A 20,726-nucleotide genomic window follows, 5' to 3' on the forward strand; every position below is an offset into this window, starting at 1 on the left:
ACGGCTCAGCGGGCGGGATGCGGCGGTCGGGCTCAGCGCCCGGCGACCGCGGCGGACAGGGCGAGGATCCGGCGGGCGTCCTCGACGTGCAGGTTCTCGATCAGCCGGCCGTCGACGGTGACGACGCCGCGCCCCTCACGGGTGGCGAGATCGAAGGCGTCGATGATCCTGCGGGCGCGCTCGACCTCCGCCTCCGAGGGGGCGAACACCTCGTTGCACGGCGCGACCTGCGACGGGTGGATGAGCGTCTTGCCGTCGAAGCCGAACTGCCGCCCCTGCACGCACTCGGCCTCGAAGCCCGCCGCGTCCCGTACGTCGTTGTAGACGCCGTCCAGGATCGCCTTCCCGGACTCGCGCGCCGCGAGCAGCGCCAGCGACAGCCCGGTCAGCAACGGAGCCCGGCCGGGGACGTGTTCGGCGTGCAGCTCCTTCGCCAGGTCGTTGGTGCCCATCACCAGCACGGTGAGCCGCTCGCTCGCGCCGGCCACCGCGCGGGCGTCCAGCATCGCGCGCGGTGTCTCGACCATCGCCCAGATCGCCGTACGGTCCGGGGCGCCGGCCGCCTCCAGCGCCCGCTCGACCTCCCGGACGGTCGCGGCGGACTCCACCTTGGGCACGACGATCGCGTCCGGGCCGGCCGCGGCGGCGGCCCGTAGGTCGTCGTCGTGCCAGGCGGTGCCGGGCCCGTTGACCCGGATCGCCAGCTCCCGGTAGCCGTACGCTCCCGAGGCCGCCGCGGCGGCGACCCGCTCACGGGCGTCCGCCTTGGCGTCGGGGGCGACCGCGTCCTCCAGGTCGAGGATGAGCGCGTCGGCGGGCAGCGACTTGGCCTTCTCCAGGGCGCGTTCGTTGGCGCCGGGCATGTAGAGCACGGAGCGGCGCGGCCGCAGGGTCGCGTCGGACATGGGATCTACTCCTCGTTCTGCCGGGGTTCGGCCGCCGCGTAGGCGTCGCGCAGTTCGGTGTCGCGGGCGGCGAGGGCGTCCGCGAGCTCGGCGACCACCTGGCACTGCTTGTAGGTGGCGTCGTCCTGCATCTTGCCGTCGATCATCACCGCACCGGTGCCGTCGCCCATCGCCGCGATGACCCGGCGGGCCCAGGCGACATCGTCGGGCGCGGGCGAGAAGACCTTCTTGGCGATGCCGATCTGTACGGGGTGCAGGCTCCACGCGCCGACACAGCCGAGCAGGAAGGCGTTGCGGAACTGGTCCTCGCAGGCGGTGGTGTCCTTGATGTCGCCGAACGGTCCGTAGTACGGCAGGATCCCGTGCGCCGCGCAGGCGTCGACCATGCGCGCGATCGTGTAGTGCCACAGGTCCTGCTGGAAGGTGGCCCGGGGCGCGCCGCCGTCCGGGCCGTGCGGGTCCTCGCGGACGAGATATCCGGGGTGGCCGCCGCCGACCCGGGTGGTCTTCATCCGGCGGCTCGCCGCCAGGTCGGCGGGCCCGAGCGAGATGCCCTGCATCCGGGGGCCGGCACCGGCGATCTCCTCCACATTGGCGACGCCGGAGGCGGTCTCCAAGATGGCGTGCACCAGGATCGGGCGCCCGATGCCGGCCTTCGCCTCGAGCTGGGCGAGCAGCCGGTCGACGTAGTGGATGTCCTCGGCGCCCTCCACCTTCGGCACCATGATCACGTCCAGCTTGTCGCCGATCTCGGTGACCAGCGTCAACAGGTCGTCCAGCGCCCACGGCGAGTCGAGGCTGTTGATCCGCGTCCACAGCTGGGTGGCGCCGAAGTCGGTGGCCTTGGCGATCTCCACCAGACCGGACCGGGCGGCTTCCTTGCGGTCCGCGGCGACCGCGTCCTCCAGGTTGCCCAGCAGTACGTCGACGGTGGGGGCGATGGACGGCACCTTGGCCGCCATCTTCGCGTTTCCCGGATCGAAGAAGTGGATCATCCGGGACGGCAGGAACGGTACTTCCCGCACCGGCGTCGGCGCGCCGACGGCCAAGGGGCGGAAGAAGTCCTTCGGAGAGCGCATGCAGTCTCCCTGGTCGGATCGAGGGGTGCGGCCTTCGGCGGGCATCCCGCGGCGGCCATCCGGCCCACACTCTAGGGGTGCGGCGCGCCGACGTTACCGGGCAGTACGTGTGCCGTTGATCACGGACGGCGAAGGGTGCGCACGACCGGGGCGGCGCCCGCTCCGGATGCCCGGCGCCGACCGGAGCGGGCCACGGCCGGCTCCGTGAGGAGCGCCGGGAGGCCGTGCTCCAGGCGTCGGGGATCTGCTCCCTGCGGTGACCTCCGGTACGGCGAAGTGGCGCCCCGGCAACCGCAGTTGGGCCATGACGGCACCCGCCCGGCGGCGGCGCGGGCCCGGCTGACGCCCGCGCCGGATGTGCGGTGCGGACCGGTCCGCATCCGGCTCCGGCGATTTCCCGGCGGGCCGCGTTCACCCGGCCGGATGATTTCGATCAATATTCCACCGCGGTGATCGAAGAAATTTCGGTTCCAGGGGCAACGATGTTTCCTCGCCGCCCGGCGGCCGGGAAAAAATCTGTGCGGGGTTGTGTGAGCCGTGTTACTGTCGATCTCAGTTGCAGTTTTGGTTCCCAAAATCTTCAACGCTTCGGTCGGCCCAGCGTCGGCGGGAGCGTTTTGTGTGGCCGGATCTTTCCGGATGGGGCAATCATCGCGGCGACGCGAGACTCGCGCCGTGCGGGTCCAAAAGAAGTCCCAGAAGGAGAATCTGATTATGGCTACTGGCACCGTGAAGTGGTTCAACTCGGAAAAGGGTTTCGGCTTCATCGAGCAGGACGGTGGCGGCGCTGACGTCTTCGCCCACTACTCGAACATCGCCGCCCAGGGTTTCCGTGAGCTGCAGGAGGGCCAGAAGGTGAACTTCGACGTCACCCAGGGCCAGAAGGGCCCGCAGGCGGAGAACATCGTTCCCGCCTGACGCTGAACGCGCAACGCTGGGGCCCGCGCCGTGGGCGCGGGCCCCAGCGCTCGTGTGTGCGCCCGCGCGGCAGTGCCGCACCGGGCGTGGCCGGGAGAACCGGCGTCCGCGGCGGCGATCACGCACGCAGTGATCGTTATTCGTCTTCGCGGATTTCGGATCCCGCCGTTCGATTTCCGCTTCGAGGCTTGCCTTTCGGAGTTCACTATGCGTCTGGCTGCTCAATGTGCGGCGAATTTCCGACGTACACCCCCCGGAAACCCTGCCGCACCCGGACTTGTGACATTTCGTTCGACCCGTACCGGCGGTTCTCCGTGCGCTCCGGTGGGCCGAGGATTCCTCGTGTGTGTCGCTCCCGAGGAAGGTGCGGCATGAGTCGCGCAGCCCGTACGAACGGCCGCCCGCTCCGCGGGGGCAAGGGCGGCACGCCTGCCCGGGACCGTGCGAAGACGGCGAACCGCACCCAGCCGTCCCGCGCCGCGACCGGCCGCAAGGCCCGCCCCGCCGCGCTCCAGGGGGAGTGCACCGTACCGGCGCCGCTGGCCCCGTCGCTGCCTGCCGTCGTCGACTTCGCCGACCTGGCCATGCCCCGGCCGCTCCTGACGGCGCTCGTCGCCGAGGGCGTGACCGTGCCCTTCCCGATCCAGGCGGTGACGCTGCCGAACTCGCTGGCCGGTCGGGACGTTCTGGGGCGGGGCCGCACCGGCTCCGGCAAGACCCTGGCCTTCGGACTCGCCATGCTCGCCCGTACCGCCGGACTGCGTGCCGAGCCGCGTCGGCCCCTGGCCGTCGTGCTCGTCCCCACCCGGGAGCTCGCCCAGCAGGTGACGGACGCCCTCGCCCCCTACGCCCGCGCCCTGGAGCTGCGGCTGGCCACCGTCGTCGGCGGTCTGCCGATCGGTCGCCAGGCCGGCGCCCTGCGTGCCGGGGCCGAGGTCGTGGTGGCCACCCCCGGCCGGCTGAAGGACCTCATCGACCGGGGCGACTGCCGGCTGGACGGCGTCGGCATCACCGTCCTGGACGAGGCCGACCAGATGACCGGCATGGGGTTCCTGCCGCAGATCACCGCACTCCTCGACCAGGTACCGGCCGACGGCCAGCGACTTCTCTTCTCGGCCACGCTGGACCGCAACGTCGACGTCCTGGTCCGCCGCTATCTGCACGATCCGGTCGTGCACTCCGTCGATCCCTCCGCGGGCGCGGTGACCACGATGGAGCATCACGTCCTGCACGTCGCGGACACCGACAAGCGGGCCACGGCGACCGCGATCGCCGCCCGCGACGGCCGCGTCATCATGTTCCTGGACACCAAGCACGCCGTGGACCGGCTCACCCGCCACCTGCTGAAGAGCGGGGTGTGCGCCGCCGCGCTGCACGGTGGGAAGAGCCAGCCGCAGCGCAACCGCACCCTGGCCCAGTTCAAGGAAGGCCACGTCACGGCCCTGGTGGCCACCAACGTGGCGGCCCGCGGCATTCACATCGACGACCTCGATCTCGTCGTCAACGTGGACCCGCCCGGCGACCACAAGGACTATCTGCACCGCGGCGGACGCACCGCACGCGCCGGCGAGTCCGGCAGCGTCGTCACCCTCGTGCTCTCGCACCAGCGCCGCGCCGTCGACGGTCTGATGGCGGACGCCGGGATCACCCCGCGGACCACCGCGGTGCGCTCCGGCGAGGCGGAGCTGAGCCGCATCACCGGGGCCCGCGCACCGTCGGGCATCCCCGTCGCCCCCGTCGCGCAGCAGGCCGCCCCGGGCGCCACCGGCACGCGCCGCCGGCGGGGTGGAGCCGGCCGGGCCCGCGGCTCCGCCACCACGGCGCATCGGCGGGGCGACTCGTCCCCGGGCCGTTCGCCCGGCGGCACGGCCGTATGACGTCCCGCCCGTTCGCGCCGCGCACCCCGCGGGCGGCCTTACTCCGCACGCGTCTGGCGTGCCGCACGCCCCCTGGTACACCCTGGGAGTTCCCGTACTCCCGCACTGTTCCGGACGCCGGCCGGAGGCGCCGGTCCTCCCTTCGACCCTGTTGAGGCACCATGCGATGCGTTATCGCCCATTTCCCCTTCAACTTCGAAAAGAGTGAGGTGGAGCAGCTGATGTCGGGCGTCAAGCCGGAGCCTGCCGTCGGCCCCTGTGTGACCATCGGCCGCCGCACCTACCCCGTCAAGCAGGTCGGCGCGGTGATCACACGCCAGGACCGCCGGGACTTCACGGCCGGCGAGATGACCCGGGCGCTGACCCGCCTGGGGTTCACCTGCGTCACCGCCGCCGAAACCCCGCCGGAATCCACCGAGCTGCCGGGCCTGCGCTTCTGACGCTCGCGTTTCCGGCCGACCGCGCGGGCCGGACGGTCACGGTCGCGCCGCCCGGGGGGGCGGCGCGTCAGCCGTTCCGCTCCCGTTCCTCCGCCGCCTCCTCGGCCGACTCCATGTGCCGGATGCCCTCGTGCGTCAGCGTGACCATGGCGGGCGTGCGGTGTGTCGTCCAGTCGACCTCGACCAGTCCCTCACCCACCAGATAGGTGCAGGCGGCAGCCAGATCCTGCTCAGGCAGGTGGAGGTCGTCACGCAGTTGGGCCCCGGTGGCACCCGGCCGGGTGTCCTCGGCGGCGGCGTACAGCAATTTCATGATCTCTGCGCGGTAGCGCTTCCGCTGGTGCAGTGTCGCCATGACTGCCGTTCGTTCCTCGGTCGGGGGCGGCGGCGCGCCTCGCGCGGCGCCCGCTCCGGCGACGGCCGGAGCCTCGGATTCCGGGTGATCCCGTGGTGGTCATCGGGGGCTCTCCGGCGGTGACGCGGTCGGACCGGCGTGGGCGCGCCCCGTGGGCGGTGGCGGGCCTGCGTCGCTCCGGCGCTCCTCTCCCGGCCCGGCCCCCTCGCGTCGGGGCCCTGCGGCCCGCTCGGCATGCTGCGCGTTGCGCAGACCGATCAGATACGCGACCACGGTGATCAGCACCAGGAGGGCGGCCACGGTGAGGGCGGTCGCCATCCTCACGCCCCGCGCGCGGCCGGTGTCCGGACGCACTCCCGGCCGGTGACAACGCCGGCGGTCTCGGTCATCGCGAGGACCCGTCCCCGGGCGCCGCTGCGCGCGTCCCGGTGTGGTGACTCGCCGGGAACGACACCCGCCCAGAGCCGGTGTACGAAGTGCTCCCGGTGTTTTCACCCTACTCCGGACACGGCCTCCGAAGCGGTGCGAGAACGCGGACGGGCCCGTGGGTACGGGCCCGCGGAGTACGGTGAGAACGAGGCCGGCGGCCAGCTTCCGCCCGCCGGGTCATCGAGACGATCGGCGCATCGGGCCTCCCGCAGACGGGCGGCACAGACCATGGCCGAATCCGACATCCCCTTCGGCGCCGAGCCGCCCGACGCGGACCAGCACCGGTCCGTGAACGCCGGGACGGCGCTCCTCAGGGTGGAGACGACACGGTCCCTCGACGGAGTCCTCGACGGAGCGTGGTGGCCGCGCTCTCGTGACATCGGCGCCGAACTGCCCGGCCTGGTCAGTGCGTTGACCGAATTCCTCGGCCCGGTCACGCGCCTCGGGCTGGACGCCGAGGCGTGGGACGAGCTGCCGGCCCGGGTGGTCGTCGACGGCCGGGCGGTGCCCATCGACTCCTTCCCGGTGGGCGACGACACCGTTTTGATCACCCGCGGCGACCAGGACCACTTCGCCCTGCTGGTGGTCCCGCCGCACGAGGCACCCGGAGCGGCACGGGAGGCGATGTCCCGGGCCGTCCGCGCGGGCACCCCTGACCGGGTCGGGCAGATCCTCATCGACACCGGCACCGGCCGGGCCCACCCGGTCGCCGAGGACCGCCGAACGGACCGGAAGGACCGTGACCCGCGGCCCTGACGCCGCGGCCCCACCCGGGCCCGTCCGGCGCCGGGGAACGGCTCCCGCCCCGGTCGTAGACCGTCCGGCCCCCTGCTCCGCGGGCTCGGCCCGTCCGGGTCGCCCTGCGCGCTCCGCCGATCCCGGCGATCCTGGAGCGGTGGGAGAGCAGCACCCCGAGCACGACGACACCACGGGGCACACGTCGACCGCGGCCCGGAGGACCAACTACGCCGGCGCCGTCTACGGATCGTTGCTGGCCGCTTCCGTGGTGGCCGGGGCCGGCACCCTCGGTTCCTTCCCGATCCTCAAGCTCGTGGTGCTCCTGCTCGGCACCGGTGTGGTGTTCTGGGCCGCGCACGTCTATGCCCGTCTCGTCGGGGACCGGCTGGTGCATCTGGCCCTGAGCCGGCAGGGGATCCGCCAGGTCTGTCGGGACGAGTGGCCGATCGTGGAGGCGGCCGTCCCGCCGGCCGTGGCCGTGGCGGTGAGTCCGCTGCTGGGGCTCGGGTCGGACGGTGCGGCGTGGCTGGGGCTCGGCGTGGCCGCGGCCGAGCAGGTGGGGTGGGCGAGTGCCGCGGTCGTCCGGGCCGGTGCTCCGCGTCATCTGGTGCTGGTCGCCGGCGCGGTCAACCTCCTCCTCGGCCTGATCATCGTGGCCCTCAAGGCCGCACTCCACTGACCGACCGGCGCCGGAGCCGGGCGTCCACGTCCGACCGGGTGACGTGCGACGTGTCAGCGGACAAGAGGATGAATGCACCTTTTGCGTGCCTATGCTGAGCCGGCGTAACGGCCGATCACACACCGTGCGGCCCGTCGGAACCTGTGGAGGTGCACGCGGTGGGGCGCTGGCGGCCTCTGGCCATCCTCGGCACGGCTCAGTTCCTGATGGTGCTGGACACCTCGGTGATGAACGTCTCGATCAGTCAGCTGGTCGAGGACTTCGACACCGAGGTGACCGCGATCCAGGCCGTCATCACCCTCTACACCCTCGTCATGGCCGCGTTCATGATCACCGGCGGAAAGCTCGGCGACATGTTCGGCCGCCGGCGCATGTTCGCCATCGGACTGGTCGTGTACGGCACGGGGTCCGCGCTCACCGCCGTGGCCCCCGCCCTGTGGACACTGGCGCTCGGCTGGTCGGTGATCGAGGGACTCGGCGCGGCGCTGGTCCTCCCGGCCCTGGCCGCACTCGTCGCCTGCGCCTACACCGGCCGGGACCGGGCCGTGGCCTACGGGGTCATCGGCGGCCTGGCGGGGGCGGGCATCGCGGTGGGCCCGCTGCTCGGCGGCTGGGTGACGACGTATCTGACGTGGCGGCTGGTCTTCGCCGGCGAAGTCGTCCTGGTGGCGGCCATGCTCTGCCTCATCCGCTGGGTCGAGGACCACCCGCCGCCGGAGCCGCGGCCGCGGCTCGACACCTGGGGCGCCGTGCTCTCCGCCGCCGGCCTGGCCATCGTGGTCCTGGGCGTTCTGCAGAGCAGCTCCTGGGGATGGGTGAAGCCCCGCAACTCCCCCGTCACCGTCTTCGGCTTCTCCCTCACCCTGTTCGTCATCGCGGCGGGTGCCGTCGTCCTCTGGTTGTTCCGGGCCTGGGAGCACCATCAGGAGAGCCGGCGGCGGGATCCCCTGGTGCGGTTCTCCGTGTTCGCGATCCCAACGCTGCGCTCCGGCCTGAGCATGCTGCTCAGCCAGAACCTCATCCTGCTCGGCCTGTTCTTCACCATCCCCCTCTATCTCCAGGTGGTGCAGGGCTTCAACGCGTTCCAGACCGGTCTGCGGCTGCTGCCGGTGTCGATCACCATGCTGGTGTCCGCCATGAGCGGCCCCTTCCTCGGCCGGTTCGCGAGTCCGCGCACGGTCGTACGGACCGGCCTGCTGGTGCTGTTCGTCGCCGTCGTGTGGCTGCTCGCCACCATCGAGCCCCGCATCGACGACCTGTCCTTCGCCCTGGCGATGGCCGTGCTGGGACTCGGCATGGGGCTGCTCGCCTCGCAACTGGGCAACGTCGCGCAGTCCAGCGTCGGGGAGTCCGAACGCAGCGAGGTGGGCGGCCTGCAGTACACCGCCCAGAACCTCGGGTCCTCCCTCGGCACCGCCCTCATCGGATCCATCCTGATCGGCGCCCTGGTCGCCGCGTTCAACACCCAGATCGCCGACAACCCGAAGATCTCCGACCAGGTGCGCGAGCAGGCCGGTATCGCCGTGGAAGCGGGGGTCAGCTTCGTGAGCACCGACGAGATCCGCGCCGCGACCAAGCGCGCCTCGCTGCCGCCGGCCGAGGCCGACGAGGTCGTGGACGCCTACGCCCAGGCCCAGCTCAACAGCCTCAAGGCCGCGATTCTCGCAGCCGCCGGTATCACCCTCGTCAGCTTCGCCTTCACCCGCAACCTGCCCACGGAACGGCTCGCCGGGACGGCGGCCCCTTGAGGCGGAGCGGCACCGAAGGGAGGCCCTTCCGCCTGTCTCTTCTGCAATGCTCCGGCGACACCGTCCTGTTGGTGATCGGTGTCTCGGGACATGCTGCACCGGTCCCGTAACGGACGCTTGCTCTGGAGGAGTACGGCATGGCCAAGCCGGTTTCGCATCCGCTGTTCGCGCGCATCTACCCGAGGATCAACGCCTATGCGGAGGCGCACGGTTCGCTCGAGCACCGGCGGGAGCTGCTCGGGGGGATCCGCGGCCGCGTGGTGGAGATCGGCGCGGGCACGGGCGCGAACTTCCGGCACTATCCGCCGGAGGCGGAGCGGGTCCTCGCGGCGGAACCCGAGCCCAGGCTGCGCGCCCTCGCCGAACGAGCGGCCGCCGAAGTCGCCGTACCCGTCGAGGTGGTGGCCGCCCGCGCCGAGCGGCTGCCGGTCGAGGACGCCGGCGTCGATGTGGTCGTGATGTCCCTCGTCCTGTGCACGATCGCCGACGTCCCCGGGGCGCTCGCGGAGGCCGCGCGGGTGCTGAGGCCGACCGGCGAGCTGCGCTTCTACGAGCATGTCCGCTCGCAGCAGCCCCGTGCCTTCCGGCGGCAGCGGTTGCTGAACCCGCTGTGGCGGCTGCTGGGCGGCGGTTGCGACCTCACGCGGGACACGGAGCGCGCGGTCACGGAAGCCGGGTTCGCTGTGACGCGCGTACGGCGTTTCGCGTTCCTGCCGAACGGGCGGCCCCACCCGGCTTCCCCGTCGATCATTGGAGTCGCGCGCCCACCGGCAGTCGACGGGCGGTAGCGGGGTCCGGCAGCGGCCGCAGCGCCTCGCTCGGGCTGTGGCCATTCCTTGCACGGGTTTTCCGACCGCGGCCGGCGGAATGCCGTGGGCCCCGGAGACAGCAGCTCCGGGGCCCACGGTTCGCTCACCCCAGGGGAATTCGGATGGACCGGTAGGGTGAGAATCAAGGAATGCAGACCAGGGGTGTCCCTGGTGAATACCGGGTCAGTTTCCGATGCCGCCGGAAAGGCCCGCCTGGCCGGAGACGGGGCCTATCTGAGCGCTCACGCCACCCGCAAACGAGCCGCCCAGAGCGGGCAGGGTGGGCAGGGCGGATTCTGCTCCGCCCACCAGGTTCTCGGTCCCGAGGATTCCGCCGGAGACGTTGTCCAGGTCGCCGTCGGAGATCTCGAGAGTCTCGTTCCGGGGCATGGAGTCCTTGCGCATGACTGGCCCTTCCCTTCGTCGTTCGTGGTGATCCTGAGCGGTCTCGGCCGACCCGCCGGAAAGCTGACCCTGCCGGTTTGACGATCCTCTGACGGCCGGAACCGGATGTGCAACCTCCGATTGACGCGAGATCAAACCATGTCGGCGGGCGGCCCGGCCACCCCGACCCATCGGGAATTTCTGCAGACGTTCCGGTATCGCGTGATGTCGGCAGGAGGAATGTTCGACCGGATGGTGACAACTCCTTCACACGCCTTTCGGTGGCCACGGCGTGCGGGGACCGCCCATCGCCCCACCCGAAGGACATTTCGCCTCTCGAGGGGGGGTGCCGGCGCTCTGCGGCGAGCCTCGGCGGCGAGTGCGTGCCCTTTCTGCGCAGAGAATGCGCAGGGTTATCGAGTCTCGGAACCATGGGATTGTGTGGCGGGATTTCGGGTTCACCTGATGTGTCGTGTTCCGGGAGAAGGTGGCGAGGCCCGCGCTGGTGCCTGGCTTTCCTACGCGTGGACGGGGAAACGCGAGGTCGGCGGGCCTGCTCCATGACCGCCTTCGGAGTCCCATACCGAAACCAGGGCGAATTCCATCTCCTCCGCGATCCGGCGTTGTTCCGCTGCGGCCATCAGGGCGCTCGCGGTGAGGGTGCCCAGCGGATCGGCGGCCTCGGTCATGAGTCGGGCGGCGGTGGCCGGGCTGGTCTCCGGGGGAATGACCAGCAGATCCCAGCGGCCGACGGTGTAGGAGAGCAGCAGCAACTTGTGGGGATCCTGCTCGCCCTCGAACCAGCCGACGCCCACCACATGCCCCTCGACGGGCACCTTTCGTGGGATGACCGGCCAGAGTGTGGGGTTCACCGTGACGTGGGTGATCCGCCCCCACAGCGGGTCGAGGACGGCCGTCAGTGCGGGAAGTTCCGCCGCGAGGTCACGGGAGCGGGGCCACCACGCCCCGTCGAGCAGGGCCGGAGCGGAGCCGGCCGGCGCCAGCAGGAGTCGCAGGGGCAGCGACGAGGTCCGGTCCTCGACCGCCGGCGTGTACGGAAGGGTCGTGGTCATGACGCGGACCTTGCCCCGGGCCGACGACAACCGGTCCGGTGTCGTGAATCGCCGAACGCGACACGAGCGTGGAGGCTGTGTACGGAGTGCCCTCGGTGTCTCCAGCTTACTCTTGGTAAGGACCGCCGGGCCGATCCGGAGCGACGCGGGTGCACGGCACAGGCGTGGGTCGTACGGTCGGGCGACGATCAGGCGAGGAAGGTCAGCCGGACTTGGCATTCGGAGCCGTCGCGGTTGCTGTTCACCAGCACAACGGACTGCGAGGTCCCCAGCTCCAGCTCGCCGTCGACCACGGGCAAGGTGGCGTGCGGCGGTACGAGAGCCGGGAGCAGGTGGGCACCGCCGAGGCCCGGACCACCGTGGCGCTCCTGCCGGCGGCCGTCCGCGGGAAGAATGTCGCGGAGGGCTGCCAGCAGGTCGTCGTCACTGCCCGCACCGGTCTCGATGATGGCCAGGCCGGACGTCGCGTGGGGGGTGAAGACGTTCAGCAGTCCGTTTCGTCCATGAGCGGCCTCCCTGAGGAACACGGAGCACGCGTTCGTCAGGTCGTGCAGGGTCTCGGTGGCGCCGGTGGTGAGGGTGACGGTGCGGGTGGTGAAGGTGCCGGCCATGGTTCACCGGTACCCGTCGCGGAGGATAAGCACTGACGGCCGGACGGGTTGTTCCGCCGGCCTCCGTCGGTGGGGGCCGGTGCTTCCGTACCGGTGAACAGCTCCCACCTGCCGTCTCGAAGGCGGGTCCCGGAGCGCGGCTTCCTCGCTCTCCCGGTCCCACGCACGGCGTCAACCGTCCGCTTCCTCCTCGGCCTCCATGCGCCGGATGCCTTGGTGCGTCAGCGTGACCATGGCCGGCGTATTGCCCGCGGTCCAGTCGACCGTGATCAAGCCCTCGCCCACCAGGTACGTGCAGGCGGCCGCCAGGTCCTCGTCGGGGATCGCGAGATCCCGGGCCAACCTGGCCCCCGTGACGCCCAGCAGGCGGTTGCCTTCGGTGGCGTCGTACAGAGCCTGCATGATCTTCTCGCGGTACGCCTTCCGCTCGGTCAGTGATGCCATGACTGCCACCTCTGGGGAGAACCGCGTCGCGCTCATCGCGGCGACGGAGTGCCGGGACGCCGGTCGAGGGGCGGACCCTGTCGCAGCCGCGTAGCTGAGGCGATGTGTTCACGGTACTCCGGCCGCCGGTCCACCGAACCCGTACGAGGCCAGGCGCTCGTGGAGGCGGGCCGTGCGCCGCTCGGAGGCGTCACCCCGCGACGCCGGCCATGACCGTCGCATCGTGCCGCGCGCCGACGGCACGGACGGGCATGCCGGGGTCGTGAGCGCGTCCCCGGGCGCGGCGGTGATCGCGTGCCGGTCTCGGCACCCCGGCCGCTACCGACCGACCCCGGCCGACCCCGGCCGCTACCGGCCGACCCCGGCCGTTCCGGCACGGAGGGCGGCGGCGGGCCGGGGCGGCGGAGCGATGGCGCACCGGTACCCCCTCGCCCGCGGTGTGTCACGGCGCGGAAATCCGCTGCTCGCGAGGTGAGGTGACGGCACGCCGGACGGCGACGTGAGGGCGTGCGGCCGCCAACTGGGCGCGGCAGTCGGCGCGTCGTGCCCGGCGGCCTCGTGCCGGCAGGTTGTCGCGGCGTTCCCGGACGGCTGCGGCCGGCGCCGAAACATCCCAACGCCCCGGTGTCCCAATGTCCCACCGCCCATACCGGGGCGTCGCCACAGGTCGTGCGCACGGCGGACATTCGGGGGGCGCCCACGCCCGTTGTCCCACCGGCCTGTCACAATTCCGTTGTAGGTCGAACCAATGTCGCATCGGACACGTGATCTACAGTGACACGTTTATCTCGCACGTCCCGGGGAGCTTCATGACCCGCAGATGGTCACTCATCACTGCTATCGCTGTACTGGCCGTCGCACTGGCCTTCGTCGTCACCCAGCTGGTGCGCGGCCAGGGGCCGGGTGGGTCCGGGGAGCGGCAGGACGGGGCGAAACCGGCCTCGCCGAGCCAGGGCGCCGGCGCCGAGTCGCTGCGCGGCGTCGGGTGGTGGCCCCTGCATCGGTCCGGTACCGCGAAGGCCGGTGAGCACGACGCCGTCGTCAACGGTGGCACGCAGTGGACCGACGGCCCCGAGGGCGGTGCCCTGCGGCTGGACGGCACCAACGGATTCGCGGACACCGGCACCCGGATCGACACCGCCGGCGAGGACTATTCGGTCGCCGCACGGGTGCAACTCACCGCCGAGGACCTGGACGGCTTCCACACCGCCCTGTCCCAGGACGGCGACCAGGCCAGCACGTTCTTCCTCCAGTACTCCGGCCAGGACCAGAACTTCGCGTTCAGTTTCACCGGCGCCCGTACCGTCGCGGAGAAGACCGTGCAGCCGCAGGCCGGCCGCTGGTACCACCTCACCGGCACGTACCGCCAGAAGGACCACCGGATGCGGATCTACGTGGACGGCCGGCTCGCGGGAAGCAGGGCGGCCGCCAGCAATGTGAAGCCCACCGGCGCTGTGATGGTCGGACGCGGCAAGTTCGGCGGGAAGGCGGCCGACCACTGGAAGGGCGACATCGCCGATGTGCACGTCTACGACCGGGAACTGACGCCCGGCGAGGTGGAGTCGCTCTCCTCCCACGAACCGGAGTGACGGCGGACGCCGGCGCCCGCCACGATGGGCGCCGGCCGCCGCCGGCGGGGCCGCGCACCGAGCGGGCCGGGACGTGCAACGGGGCACGGTCCGGCCGCACTTCGTGCCCTGCCGGAAGGCGCCCCCGGACGATGCGCCGCGGCCGCCGGAAGGACGGTGGTACCGGGGCGCGTTGTCGAACGCCGCCGCGAGCAGGGCGGACACGCCGCACGGAGCGTACGACCGCCCGTGGCGGCGTCCGCCGGCTCTCCCGCAGCCGGTTGAACCCGTCTCCCCCACAGACGACCGGAGAGGAACAGGCCCTTGACGGCCAGCGCTTCGACCGAAGACCGAATACCCCGCCCGCACATCGAGGAACCTCGCCTCCACATCGAGGAACCTGGCCCCCACGCCGAGGAATCCCGCCCCCACGCCGAGGAACCCCGCCCCGAGGAGTTCCTCAGAGCCCTCTACCAGTTCCACGGCAGCGCGTTGCTGCAGTTCGCCGCACGGCGACTGGAGGGCGACTGGCACCGCGCCGAGGACGTCCTCCAGGAGGTCGCGATCCGCGCCTGGCGCCACGCCGGGGAGCTCGACCCGACCGCGGATTCGGTGCGGCCGTGGCTGTTCACCGTGCTGCGCAACCTCGTCATCGACGGTCACCGGGCCCGCCAGGCCAGACCACCGGAGACCGGCGACCCGGAACTCGCCCACCTGCCGGTGTCCGACGGCGTGGACCACATCCTCACCTCCCAGGTGCTCATCGAGGCGCTGCGGGACCTGCGGCCGCCGCAGCGGGAGGTCCTGCTGCACGTGCACTACCTGGGACGCAGCGTCAACCAGACGGCCAGGGTCCTGGGCGTGCCGCCGGGCACGGTCAAGTCGCGGACGTACTACGCCGCCCGCGCCCTGCGGGAGGCGCTGCACAGCCGCGGGCTGCAGGCGGGCGGCCGTGACCGCGAGGCCGGATGAGCCTCACGCGAAACGCCCCAGGTGCCGGGTGACCGCCAGGCCGAGGGGCCCGGTGTCGAGCGATCCGTCCGCACCGGCCCGCCACCGCCACCCCGCGGGTGCGTCGCCGAGCACCAGCAGCGCGTCCCCGCGCCGCAGACCGTCCAACGCGCCTTCCCGCCGAGGGAGCTGTGAGGCGTCCACGAGGAACAGGTGCGGCGCCTCGCCCTGAACGGCGATCCGGCTGCTGCCCTCGATCAGCCGGAAGATCTGGGTGACGTCGGACGATCCGGGCTCCGGCTGTCCCGAGCCCGCCGAAGCCGCCCTGGCGAAGGCCTCCTCCAGGCTGGCCGCGGTGTGCAGACGCGAGGTCCGCGGCATGTCGCCGGCAACGAGCCCGTCGCCGGCCAGGGATCCCACCAGGGTGACCTCGGCGAGCGCCCCCACCGGGCTGGAGAGCGCCTCGCTGACGACGGCCCGCGCCAGGCTGCGCACCTGCTCGTCCGGGCCCGCCACGGAGATGGGCCCCGCCGCCCGGGAGAGGTCGACCAGCACCCGGTCGGCGCCGTCCAGCCCCACCGTCACCGTCAGCGCGTACGGCAGGGCCGGTTCGCCCTCCGGACCGGGGCGGTGCAGGTCGTCGGGCGAGACCGTCCAGCGCTCGCCGTCCGCCTCGGCGGTCCAGGGCGCGGGGGCGGTCTCCTCCGCGCCGGCCAGCAGCAGTGCCAGCCGCTCCTCGGAGTAGACGACGGCGTACAGGTCGGGCAGCGACCGGCCGGAGCGCAGGCACTCGCCCGTCAGCCGGCGCAGGCCCGCGTTGACCACGTCCAGCGCCTCCCGCCCCACGACGGCGGCCGAGGCGGTGGCGGGCTTCGGCGGGCGGGGCCGCCGCTCGGTGACGATCAGCGCGGCCACCGCCCCGATCAGCGCCAGCCCCAGCACCGCGGCCAGGACGTACCAGATCATCTTCTGACTCCTTGTCGGGACGCCCCGGCGGCGGAGCCGGGACGGTCGAAAGCGGGGGCGGCACCGCGGCACTGTCGCGACGCCGTGCTCCCGAAGGCCAGTACGGGGCGCGGCCGCGGACGGTTCACCGGCCTGTCCGCGAACCGTCGGTGAACCATCCGCGGGCGGGCTCCGTAGGTCCCGTCAGTGGTACGGAAGCCTCCGAGTACGGCTCCCGCGCCCCCGTATTCACGCCGGCTGGAGGACGTTTTCGTGTCGTTGATGTTGACCGTGGTCGAGGGGAACGGTGACGCGTTCGACGTCCACCTCGACACCGACCCCGACACGCCCCTGGGCGCCGTCGCGGAGGCGTTGGCCGGGGCGGGTGGGGTCCACCGGCCCCCGGAGGGCCTCGGCCTGTACACCGGCGACCGTCTGCTGCCCGCGGACATGCGGCTGCGGGACTCGCCGCTGCACCACGCGGCCATCGTGGGCCTGGGCCGCCCGGCGGCCACCTCGTCGGCCGAACCGGACGGGCTGGTGGAGGTCCGTGCGGTCGGTGGGGCCGGGGCGGGCGCGGTGCACCGGCTCGACATCGGCGAGTACCGGATCGGACTGGCACACGACGGGACCGCGCAGGTGCTGCGCGCCGTACCGGCCCGTCCGTTCGCCGTCCTGACGGTGGGCCCCGGAGGGCGCTGCCGTGTGGCGCCCGACGCGTCCGCGCCGGACGGCGGCACCGTGCAACTGGACCGCGAGGACCTCGCCGAGGCCACCGCCTGGCCGGCCGGCGCGCAGCTCGCTCTTCCCGGGTCTGGCGGCGTCCTGCTCGAACTCGCCCTTCCGCAGCGGGCGGACGCGGCCGTGCAGCCGTCGGAGGACGGCACCGGCTGGGACTACAACAGGCCGCCGCGGCTGCGGCCGGCCGAGAACGCCACCCGCTTCACCCTGCCCTCCCCGCCCGCGGCGCCCGCCGCCCGGCCGCTCCCGTGGATCGCCGCGGCCGTCCCGCTGGTGATGGCAGTGACCGGGGCGCTGATCTTCCACCGCCCGACGATGCTGCTGTTCGGGCTGCTCTCCCCGGTCGCGGTCCTCGGCAACTACCTGATGAGCCGGCGCACCGGACGCCAGTCCCACTCCGGCGCCGTCGCCGCCTACGAGGAGAAGAAGGGGCGCATCGAGGGCGAGGCGAGGGAGGCCCTGGCGGCCGAACGCACCGCCCGGCGCCGTGGCTTCCCGGACCCGGCCGAGGTCGTCCTGACCGCCGTCGGCCCCCGGCACCGCCTCTGGGAACGCCGCACCTCGGACGCCGACTTCCTGGAACTGCGCATCGGAACCGCCGACCTGCCCTCCGACGTGGTGCTCCACGACCCGACCAAGGACGAACACCGCCGCCAGGACCCGTGGACCGCGTACGACGTCCCGGTGACCGTTCCGCTGCGCGAGCACGACGTCCTGGGCATCGCCGGCGAGGGCCCGACCGCACGTGCCGTGGCACGGTGGGCGGTCGCCCAGGCCGCCGTCCTGCACAGCCCCCGCGACCTCCAGATCCACCTGCTGACGACCGGCGAACCGGGCCGGGACGGCTGGTCCTGGCTGCGCTGGCTGCCGCACGTGCGCAAGAAGTCCGGCGACACCCCGGCCAGCATCGGCTACGGCACGGAGACCTGCGCCCGCCGCGTCGCCGAACTGACCGCGCTGATCGCCGAGCGTGCCGGGCAGGAGGACCGGCGGAGCCGGCCCGCCGGACCCGACGTTCTCGTCGTCCTCGACGGAGCCCGCAGGCTGCGTTCGCTGCCCGGCGTGGCCCAGATCCTGCGCGACGGACCGGCCGTCGGCGTCCGCGCCGTCTGCCTGGACGCCGAGGAGCGGCTGCTGCCCGAGGAGTGCCACGCGGTCGTCGCCGAGGAGCCCGGCGGAACCGTGCGGGTGGGACGCTCCGGGAGGGGCACCCTCGGGGGCATCCGACCCGACGCGGTGTCCCCGGACTGGTGCCGCTCGCTGGCCCGCGCGATGGGCCCGCTGCGGGACCCGGGCGGGGCCGACGAGGAGGCCGCGGTGCTCCCCGGCTCCGCGCGGCTGCTCGACGTCCTCGCCCTCGACCCGCCGCAGGCCGCCGGCATCCGGGCGCGCTGGACGGCCGGGGGCCGCTCGACCCGGGCGGCCGTCGGCGTCTCCCTGGACGGCCCGTTCTTCCTGGACCTGAAGCGCGACGGCCCGCACGGGCTGGTCGCCGGCACCACCGGCTCCGGCAAGTCCGAACTCCTCCAGACGCTGGTCGCCTCGCTCGCGGTGGCGAACCGTCCGGACGCGATGACGTTCGTCCTCGTCGACTACAAGGGCGGCTCCGCGTTCAAGGACTGCGTGAACCTGCCGCACACCGTCGGCATGGTCACCGACCTCGACGCCCACCTCGTCGAACGGGCCCTGGTGTCGCTGACTGCCGAGCTCACCCGCCGCGAGCACATCCTCGCCGCGGCCGGCGCCAAGGACATCGAGGACTACGTCGACCTGCTGGAGCGGAACCCCGCGGGCCACACCCCGATGCCCCGGCTGCTCATCGTCATCGACGAGTTCGCCTCGATGGTGCGCGACCTGCCGGACTTCGTGAAGGGCCTGGTCAACATCGCGCAGCGGGGCCGCAGCCTCGGCATCCACCTGATCCTGGCGACGCAGCGCCCCAGCGGCGTGGTCTCCTCGGAGATCCGCGCCAACACCAACCTGCGCATCGCGCTCCGGGTGACGGACGCCGGCGAGAGCCAGGACGTCATCAACTCCTCCGAGGCCGCCGGAATCTCGCAGGGCACGCCCGGCCGCGCCTATGTGCGCCTCGGCCAGAACTCCCTCGTGCCGTTCCAGTCCGGCCGGGTCGGCGGCCGCCGGCCGGGCGCCGCGGTGACCTCGCTGCCGGCACCCTGGGCGGTGGCGGTCGGCTGGGAGCGGCTCGGCGAGCCGCTGCTGGCGCGGCCGCGGCGCGCGGCCGCGCCCGCCGAGGTGGAGACGGACCTCACCGGGCTCGTCGAGGCGATCCGCGGTGCGGACCGGGAGATGGGCATTCCCGCGCAGCACAGCCCCTGGCTGCCGCCGCTGCCCGAAAGGCTGGTCACCGGCGAACTGCCCCCGGTCCCGGCCTCGGACTACGACCTCCCGCCCGTCGCGTACGGCGTGGTGGACCTGCCCGCGCAGCAGGCCCGGCTCCCGCTGGTGATCGACCCGGCGACCCTCAGCCACCTGCACATCATCGGCTCGTCCCGGCAGGGCCGTTCGCAGACGCTGCGCACGCTCGCCGGCACGCTGGCCTACAGCCATTCCCCGGACCGGCTGCACATGTACGGCATCGACTGCGGCAACGGCGCCCTGCTGGCCATGGAGGGGCTGCCGCACTGCGGTGCCGTCACCCAGCGCACCCAGCCCGACCGTGTGGCCCGGCTGCTCGCCCGCCTGACGGAGGAGCTGACCCGACGGCAGGAGATGCTCGCCGCCCGCGGCAGCGCCGACCTGCCCGAACTCCGCCGCGCCCTGCCGGAGGCCGAACGGCCGCCGCACATCCTGCTGTTCATCGACCGGTGGGAGGTCTTCGACAAGCAGCTCGGCGAGTACGACTCCGGGAACCTGCTGAACTCCGTGCTGACCCTGCTGCGGGACGGCGCGAGCGCCGGCATCCACCTGGTGATGACCGGCGACCGGGCGCTGTTCTCCAGCCGCGTCAACGGCTCCACCGAGGACAAGCTCGTGCTGAAGCTCAACGAGAAGTCCGAGTACGGCATGATCGGCATCACCCAGCGGAACGTGCCCGACGAGATCCCGCCGGGCCGCGCGTTCCGCGCCGCCGACAAGGCCGAGGTGCAGATCGCGCTCCTCACGGACAACCCGGAGGGCCAGGCGCAGGCCGTGGCGCTCCAGCAGATCGCCGAGCACTGCCGTGAACGGGCGGCTCACCTGCCGGCCGCCACCCGGCCGTTCCGCGTCGACACCCTGCCGGACCGGCTCACCTTCGAGGAGGCGGCCCGGTTCGTGCCGAGCAGGCGCTCCTCGCGCTGGGCGCTGGCCGGCGTCGGCGGTGACGAACTCACCGCACTGGGGCCGGACTTCACCGTCACCCCGACGTTCCTCGTCGCCGGGCCCGCCCGCTCGGGACGCAGCACCGTCCTGTCGACGCTGGCGGTGGCGCTGCTCGCGGGCGGCACTTCGGTCGTGGTCGGAGCTCCCGCCCGCTCACCGCTGCGCCACCTCGCCGGACGGCCCGGCGTGCTCGCGGTCTTCGACGAGTCCGACATCGACCCCGCCGCGCTGGAGCAGGCGCTGGCGGCCGCGCCGCAGGGGGCCGTGGTGATTCTGGACGACGCCGACCTGCTGCTGAAGTCGAAGGCCGAGTCCGTCCTCACGCCGATCGCGAAGTCCGGTGCCGAGACCGGCCGGGGCCTGGTGATCGCCGGGCAGACCGACCGGCTCTCCTCCGGCTTCTCCGGCTGGCACACCGAGGCCCGCCGCAACCGGTGCGGTCTGCTGCTGAAGCCGCAGAACATGAGCGACGGTGAGCTGATCGGCGTGAAGGTGCCCCGCAGCCGGCTGGGCGCGACCCGACCGGGCCGGGCGATCCTGCACCTGGGCGACGGCGTGCTGCGTACCGTGCAGGTCCCGGAGACGGTGCTTGCGGGGCCGGGCACCCCGGCGTGAGGGCCTGACACCCGTACCGGATTCGCCGTCCGGACACCGCAGAGGGCCCCGCCGAACGTTTCGGCGGGGCCCTCACGCGTGTCCTCACGTCATCGG

At 72.7% G+C, this 20,726-nt stretch carries 19 protein-coding genes; 10 read left to right on the plus strand and 9 right to left on the minus strand.

The features are described 5' to 3' along the window. Window positions 1–32 precede the first annotated feature (32 nt). Window positions 33–905, minus strand: coding sequence for an HpcH/HpaI aldolase/citrate lyase family protein (locus ACGFML_RS26590; protein ID WP_393547759.1), 873 nt, complete (start codon window positions 903–905; stop codon window positions 33–35). 5 nt (window positions 906–910) lie between these two features. Then, the gene (locus ACGFML_RS26595; RefSeq protein WP_393547761.1) at window positions 911–1,984 is read right to left on the minus strand and encodes an HpcH/HpaI aldolase/citrate lyase family protein; all 1,074 of its coding nucleotides are present in this window, start codon (window positions 1,982–1,984) and stop codon (window positions 911–913) included. Window positions 1,985–2,698: 714 nt separating this feature from the next. Between ACGFML_RS26595 and ACGFML_RS26600 the strand changes: the two genes are divergently transcribed. From ACGFML_RS26600 to ACGFML_RS26610, 3 genes are all read left to right on the plus strand, one after another. Next, window positions 2,699–2,902 carry a cold-shock protein gene (locus tag ACGFML_RS26600; protein ID WP_362145186.1) on the plus strand — a complete coding sequence of 68 codons (204 nt, stop codon included), beginning with the start codon at window positions 2,699–2,701 and terminating at the stop codon, window positions 2,900–2,902. 371 nt (window positions 2,903–3,273) lie between these two features. Then, a complete protein-coding gene (locus ACGFML_RS26605; protein ID WP_393547763.1) occupies window positions 3,274–4,779 on the plus strand; it encodes a DEAD/DEAH box helicase in 1,506 nt (501 codons plus the stop codon). Between the two features lie 161 nt (window positions 4,780–4,940). After that, entirely contained in the window at window positions 4,941–5,219 is a 279-nt protein-coding gene (locus ACGFML_RS26610; protein WP_393547765.1) for an SCO5918 family protein, read from the plus strand. Window positions 5,220–5,286: 67 nt separating this feature from the next. Here the strand turns inward: ACGFML_RS26610 and ACGFML_RS26615 are convergent, their stop codons facing one another. Then, window positions 5,287–5,574 (minus strand): hypothetical protein, encoded by a 288-nt coding sequence (locus ACGFML_RS26615; protein ID WP_393547767.1) that lies wholly within the window; start codon window positions 5,572–5,574, stop codon window positions 5,287–5,289. A gap of 99 nt (window positions 5,575–5,673) precedes the next feature. Beyond that, the gene (locus ACGFML_RS26620; protein ID WP_393547769.1) at window positions 5,674–5,892 is read right to left on the minus strand and encodes a hypothetical protein; all 219 of its coding nucleotides are present in this window, start codon (window positions 5,890–5,892) and stop codon (window positions 5,674–5,676) included. 339 nt (window positions 5,893–6,231) lie between these two features. Here ACGFML_RS26620 and ACGFML_RS26625 point away from each other — a divergent pair, with 339 nt between their 5' ends. From ACGFML_RS26625 to ACGFML_RS26640, 4 genes are all read left to right on the plus strand, one after another. Next, window positions 6,232–6,759 carry a DUF5994 family protein gene (locus ACGFML_RS26625; protein ID WP_393547771.1) on the plus strand — a complete coding sequence of 176 codons (528 nt, stop codon included), beginning with the start codon at window positions 6,232–6,234 and terminating at the stop codon, window positions 6,757–6,759. Window positions 6,760–6,898: 139 nt separating this feature from the next. After that, entirely contained in the window at window positions 6,899–7,420 is a 522-nt protein-coding gene (locus tag ACGFML_RS26630; RefSeq protein ID WP_393547772.1) for a hypothetical protein, read from the plus strand. Window positions 7,421–7,578: 158 nt separating this feature from the next. After that, the gene (locus ACGFML_RS26635; RefSeq protein WP_393547774.1) at window positions 7,579–9,168 is read left to right on the plus strand and encodes an MFS transporter; all 1,590 of its coding nucleotides are present in this window, start codon (window positions 7,579–7,581) and stop codon (window positions 9,166–9,168) included. A gap of 137 nt (window positions 9,169–9,305) precedes the next feature. Next, window positions 9,306–9,956, plus strand: coding sequence for a class I SAM-dependent methyltransferase (locus tag ACGFML_RS26640; protein ID WP_393547776.1), 651 nt, complete (start codon window positions 9,306–9,308; stop codon window positions 9,954–9,956). Between the two features lie 204 nt (window positions 9,957–10,160). On the opposite strand, the gene ACGFML_RS26645 is transcribed toward ACGFML_RS26640, so the two are convergent. The 4 genes from ACGFML_RS26645 to ACGFML_RS26660 all read right to left on the minus strand — a co-directional run bounded on the left by ACGFML_RS26645 (window position 10,161) and on the right by ACGFML_RS26660 (window position 12,489). Then, complete coding sequence (locus ACGFML_RS26645) at window positions 10,161–10,382, minus strand: type A2 lantipeptide (RefSeq protein ID WP_393547778.1); 222 nt, start codon at window positions 10,380–10,382, stop codon at window positions 10,161–10,163. Between the two features lie 497 nt (window positions 10,383–10,879). After that, window positions 10,880–11,434, minus strand: a complete 555-nt coding sequence (locus ACGFML_RS26650) for a DUF5994 family protein (protein ID WP_393547780.1) — start codon at window positions 11,432–11,434, stop codon at window positions 10,880–10,882. A gap of 188 nt (window positions 11,435–11,622) precedes the next feature. Further along, window positions 11,623–12,045 (minus strand): YjbQ family protein, encoded by a 423-nt coding sequence (locus tag ACGFML_RS26655; RefSeq protein ID WP_393547782.1) that lies wholly within the window; start codon window positions 12,043–12,045, stop codon window positions 11,623–11,625. A gap of 171 nt (window positions 12,046–12,216) precedes the next feature. After that, window positions 12,217–12,489 carry a hypothetical protein gene (locus tag ACGFML_RS26660; RefSeq protein WP_393547784.1) on the minus strand — a complete coding sequence of 91 codons (273 nt, stop codon included), beginning with the start codon at window positions 12,487–12,489 and terminating at the stop codon, window positions 12,217–12,219. Window positions 12,490–13,298: 809 nt separating this feature from the next. On the opposite strand from ACGFML_RS26660, the gene ACGFML_RS26665 reads away from it, so the two are divergent. Next, on the plus strand, window positions 13,299–14,078 hold the full coding sequence (locus ACGFML_RS26665; RefSeq protein WP_393547786.1) for a LamG domain-containing protein: 780 nt from the start codon (window positions 13,299–13,301) through the stop codon (window positions 14,076–14,078). Window positions 14,079–14,381: 303 nt separating this feature from the next. After that, complete coding sequence (locus ACGFML_RS26670) at window positions 14,382–15,029, plus strand: sigma-70 family RNA polymerase sigma factor (protein WP_393547788.1); 648 nt, start codon at window positions 14,382–14,384, stop codon at window positions 15,027–15,029. A gap of 3 nt (window positions 15,030–15,032) precedes the next feature. On the opposite strand, the gene ACGFML_RS26675 is transcribed toward ACGFML_RS26670, so the two are convergent. Continuing rightward, on the minus strand, window positions 15,033–15,974 hold the full coding sequence (locus ACGFML_RS26675) for a hypothetical protein (protein WP_393547790.1): 942 nt from the start codon (window positions 15,972–15,974) through the stop codon (window positions 15,033–15,035). A 261-nt stretch (window positions 15,975–16,235) separates the two neighbouring features. Between ACGFML_RS26675 and ACGFML_RS26680 the strand changes: the two genes are divergently transcribed. Beyond that, window positions 16,236–20,630 (plus strand): FtsK/SpoIIIE domain-containing protein, encoded by a 4,395-nt coding sequence (locus tag ACGFML_RS26680; protein WP_393547998.1) that lies wholly within the window; start codon window positions 16,236–16,238, stop codon window positions 20,628–20,630. Window positions 20,631–20,726 lie beyond the last annotated feature (96 nt).

Origin of the sequence: Streptomyces sp. NPDC048650, from assembly GCF_043199095.1 — a bacterium.
Classification (GTDB): domain Bacteria; phylum Actinomycetota; class Actinomycetes; order Streptomycetales; family Streptomycetaceae; genus Streptomyces.